The following is a 4,147-nucleotide window of genomic DNA, read 5'->3' on the forward strand; positions in this document are numbered from 1 at the left end:
AGACGGGGTACACCGACGATGCCCGGCAGACCTTCGTGGCGGGCGCACAGCGTAATGGTCATCGGCTGGCGGTCACGCTGATGAAGGCCGATGTGCTGCCCTTCCGGCCGTACGAGCAGGCGGCCAAACTGCTGGACTACGCCTTCGCGCTGCCCGCGGGAGCGAGTGTTGGCAGCCTGCCGGATGCGGGCGCGAAATCGCCGGATTCGACTGTGGTGGTGGCACGTCCGCCCATGGCGGAGCCCGCTGCGGATTCGGGTGATTCCGGTTCCAGCAATACCGGGCTGCGCACCACGCTCATCGTGGGTGGCGTGATTCTGGTGCTGGCGCTGCTGGTGGGCGCACGCCGACTGAGCCGCCCCCGCCGCTGAATGATCGAGACCATCGGCCGACCGCCAGGACCATTGGTCGGCCGTTGGTGACTCGTTGGTGACTCCCCGCACTGTTGGTGCACGCCACCCGGCCGACACCAGTTTCCAGGGGAGACACCATGAAATCCACCTTCAAGACCCGCACCGCCCGCCGGCTGCTTCCGCTCGCGGCGGCGCTGCTGGCCCTGGGCACGCTCAGCGCCACCACCTCGATCGAATCGGCGTCGGCGGCCACCGGCGACTGGACCCAGTACAACTGGGACAGCGATATGCATGTCGGCGACTGCACCATGTTCGGTGGCGCGCACTGGACGCTGCACTCCAATGGCACCGCCGAATTCGACGGCACCGTAACCAGTTCCAGCAATAATGACGCCTGGCTGATGTGGGCGGAGTTGCGGGACGGCAACAATGCGGTGCTGGCCCGGATCAACAGCGGCAATCCGTCGGACTGGGGCAAGTTCGTGGAGAATCTGCCGGACAAGTCACGCCGCTACCGCTGGTTCGCCACCGGCACTTTCGACAAGAATCTGTATCCGCTCATCGACCACATGGTGCTGTCGAAGCACTGCTGATCATGCGGTTCAGCGCCGGCGCCGCGCCGAAAGCAGCGCTCCGGCAATCGCTCCCGCACCGAACAGCGCCGCTCCCGCTCCGGCCGGAAGTCCCGGACCCACACCACGGGGTTCGATGACGGCCGGGGCGGGCGGCGGAATGTCCGCCGGCACATCGTTTTCGGTGGCCGTGGCCGCCCAGGCGGTGGCGAAGAGAATGATGCGGGCGGTGAAGTAGCTGAAGACCATCAGACCGAGGATCGGACCGAAGGCCACGCCTGCCGGGCCGTTCACCACCGATTTCAGAATGATCGAGGCGAGCTGTTTGAACGCCTCGAAGACCACGGCCGCGATCAGTGCCGCCCGGGCGGCACTGCGCAGCGTCACCGGATGCCGCGGCATGCGGGCGATGATCCAGACGAAGACGGCCCAGTTCGCGAGCACGGCCAGCAGCAGCGACAGCAGCGTGAGCAGCAGTGTGATGGCGGTGGATTCATGAATGTGCCAGCGCCGCAGCAGGGCCGAGATGAGCCCACTGGAGGCGAGCACCGACAGGCCGATGGATATCCCGATGGCCAGGAACAACCCGACCAGCGCCCCCAGATCCGAGAGCTTGGACAGCGCCCAGTTCCCCGGTTTGCTCGGCTGCTCCCACTGTTCGGTGAGCGCCGCCCGCAGATTCGCGATCCAGCCGAGCCCCGCGTATGCGCCTGCGGCCAAACCGATCACGCCGACCCCGGCGCGCGAGCGGACCGCCTCTTTGATCAGGTCATTGAGTTGCTGGCCTGCCGAGCCCGGAATGTTCTCGACAATCTTGTTCTGAATCTCGGTGAGCAGGTGCGGATTTCGCGACAGTACGAAACCGGCGACCGCGAAACCCACCATCAACAGCGGAAACAGCGACAGCACAGTGAAATACGTAATGCCCGCGGCGTAGTAGTCGCCACGCTGGCGCTGATACCGGCCGGCGGCCCGCACCACGTGATCGAGCCAGTGCCGCTTCTGGACCTCACGCTCGATCCAGGATTTGACCTTGCCGAACACCGCTTACCTCCGCAACGCTCGGCGCGCAGCGCCGGACCCGGGGGCAGCGGGCCCTCCGGTCTGACAGTGCGCGAGAGTCCTACTGGCGAACCAGCGCGCCCAGCGGACGCGAGCGAGTTCGCCCTGATCAGACCTCTACTCTCGCATCCGGGTCGGTGCGCGCACCGCAAATCCGGTGCGCGTCGGCCGAATCGCGACCTTCGCCACAGAGGGATTTGCAGGCGCTCAGCGGGCGAGGAACCCGACTCGGTCGTACACCTGGGCCAGGGTCTTGCTCGCGACCTCGCGCGCCTGATCCGCGCCGGAGCGCAGGATGCGGTCAAGTTCGGTCTGATCGGACATGTATTCGTCGACCTTCGCGCGCAGCGGGGTGACGAATTCGACCAGGGCGTCGGCGGCGGCGGATTTGAGATCGCCGTAGCCCTTGCCCGCGAAGTCCTGCTCCAGCGTGACGATCGGCGTTTCGGTGAGCGAGCTCAGAATGACCAGCAGATTGCTCACGCCCGGCTTGGTCTCCGGGTCGTAGCGGATCTCGCGCTCGGTATCGGTGACCGCGGAGCGGATCTTCTTGGCCGAGACCTTGGGATCGTCGAGCAGATTGAGCAGGCCGGCGTCGGAGGAGGCCGACTTGCTCATCTTGGCGGTGGGATCCTGCAGGTCGTAGATCTTGGCGGTGCCGGTGACAATGTGCGCTTCCGGTACCACGAAGGTCTTCTTGTACCGAGTGTTGAAGCGCTGCGCCAGATTTCGGGTCAGTTCCAGGTGCTGGCGCTGATCCTCGCCGACCGGGACCAGTTGCGGGCGGTAGAGCAGGATGTCGGCGGCCATGAGCACCGGATAGGTGAACAGGCCGACGGTCGCGTTCTCTGCGCCCTGCTTGACCGACTTGTCCTTGAACTGGGTCATCCGGCTGGCCTCGCCGAAGCCGGTGAGGCAGTTCAGCACCCAGGTCAGTTCGGCGTGCTCGGGCACCTGGCTCTGCACGAACAGGGTCGACTTCTTGGGATCGACGCCGAGGGCCAGCAGCTGGGCCGCGGAGACCTTGGTGCGCTTGCGCAGTTCCTTCGGATCCTGCGGCACGGTAATGGCGTGCAGGTCCGGGATGAAGTAGAAGGCGTCGAATTCGTCCTGCAGCCGCACCCAATACTGCACTGCACCAAGGTAGTTCCCGAAGTGGAACGAATCGCTGGTCGGCTGGATACCGGACAGGACCCGCTGCTTGCGTTCGGCGGAGGGCTCAGGACTCGACATGTCCTGATCTTCGCATGCGGCTCATGCCGAATGTCTGGCCACCCAGTTGCGCGGATCGACCCCCGGCATGCTGGCCCGACCGGCGCTGATCAGGCGCTGCTCGCGGCGTGTCGCGAGGCGGTAGAGCGGGTAACTCGGCCCGGTCAGCGAGCCGCGCAGCAGTTTGGGGGCGAGCGGCGGGGAAATGTGCGCGGTGCGGACCGCCTGGGCCAGGCCGCGGCAGGCGATGTCCTCGCGCATGCCCCAGCTCACGCCGTACATCTCGCGAATGCGCGGCGGGAGGCTGCCCTGGACCAGGAGTGAGAAGCCGCCCAGCGCCTGCTGGATCGGCATCGGCATGGGATAGGCGACGCGCTGGCCCATGAGGTACGCGCCGACCAGTTTGGCCTCGTCGGTGAGGAACACCTCGTCGGAGGCGAGATAGCCGTCGAAGTAGTCGCGGAACTGCGTGTAGGTGGTCGGCGCGGCCTCGCGCGGCATGCCGAACAGTTCACCCCAGCGGCAATAGTCCTGGTAGAGACCCTCGCGCTCGCCCGGGGTGAGCTTGCGGACGAGCAGATCGTGCATGACCTCGGCGGAGTCCAAGGTGAAGGCCATGGTCATGAACATGAGGTGCGGATCGTGTGCGGAGTAGCGGGTGCCCGCCGGATGGTGCTGCCCCGCAGCCTCGGGCAGTGCGCCGTCGACCGTGCTGTGGCGTTTGCGGGTGAACGAGCGTGCCCGATCGGCTTCTTCGCGGGTGCCCAGGGAGACCGCTTCGAAGAGCTTGCCGGTGAGCGCGAGTCGCGTGTACGGCGTGGTCCGATGCTGGGTGTTCTCGGCGGTCCCGACGTAGAGCAGCGGGTGCACGGCCCCGATCACCAGGGCGCGCTGGCCGTAGGTGAGTCCCACCGCCCGCTTGCGCATGACGCGTCGAATCATCGAATC

At 66.3% G+C, this 4,147-nt stretch carries 4 protein-coding genes and 1 pseudogene; 2 read left to right on the forward strand and 3 right to left on the reverse strand.

Translation table 11 applies throughout. From position 1 onward, the window contains the following. Both JWN03_RS38625 and JWN03_RS38630 read left to right on the forward strand, forming a co-directional pair. Positions 1-371 (forward strand): annotated as a pseudogene (locus JWN03_RS38625) (D-alanyl-D-alanine carboxypeptidase family protein); the annotation flags it as partial. 119 nt (positions 372-490) lie between these two features. Beyond that, positions 491-946 (forward strand): DUF6294 family protein, encoded by a 456-nt coding sequence (locus JWN03_RS38630; protein ID WP_297626168.1) that lies wholly within the window; start codon positions 491-493, stop codon positions 944-946. A 9-nt stretch (positions 947-955) separates the two neighbouring features. Here the strand turns inward: JWN03_RS38630 and yhjD are convergent, their stop codons facing one another. The 3 genes from yhjD to JWN03_RS38645 form a co-directional block, all read right to left on the reverse strand. Continuing rightward, a complete protein-coding gene (yhjD, locus tag JWN03_RS38635) occupies positions 956-1,969 on the reverse strand; it encodes an inner membrane protein YhjD (protein WP_297626171.1) in 1,014 nt (337 codons plus the stop codon). A gap of 225 nt (positions 1,970-2,194) precedes the next feature. Continuing rightward, positions 2,195-3,220, reverse strand: coding sequence for a tryptophan--tRNA ligase (gene trpS / locus JWN03_RS38640; RefSeq protein ID WP_297626173.1), 1,026 nt, complete (start codon positions 3,218-3,220; stop codon positions 2,195-2,197). 21 nt (positions 3,221-3,241) lie between these two features. Next, the coding region (locus JWN03_RS38645; RefSeq protein ID WP_297626176.1) for an oxygenase MpaB family protein at positions 3,242-4,147 on the reverse strand (906 nt) is incomplete at its 5' end.

Source organism: Nocardia sp., assembly GCF_025465275.1.
Taxonomy (GTDB): Bacteria; Actinomycetota; Actinomycetes; order Mycobacteriales; family Mycobacteriaceae; genus Nocardia.

Excerpts from the sequence above, each read along its gene's own strand:
- JWN03_RS38630 (WP_297626168.1), top strand. The coding sequence starts at position 491 with ATGAAATCCACCTTCAAGACCCGCACCGCCCGCCGGCTGCTTCCGCTC.
- trpS (WP_297626173.1), bottom strand. The coding sequence starts at position 3,220 with ATGTCGAGTCCTGAGCCCTCCGCCGAACGCAAGCAGCGGGTCCTGTCC.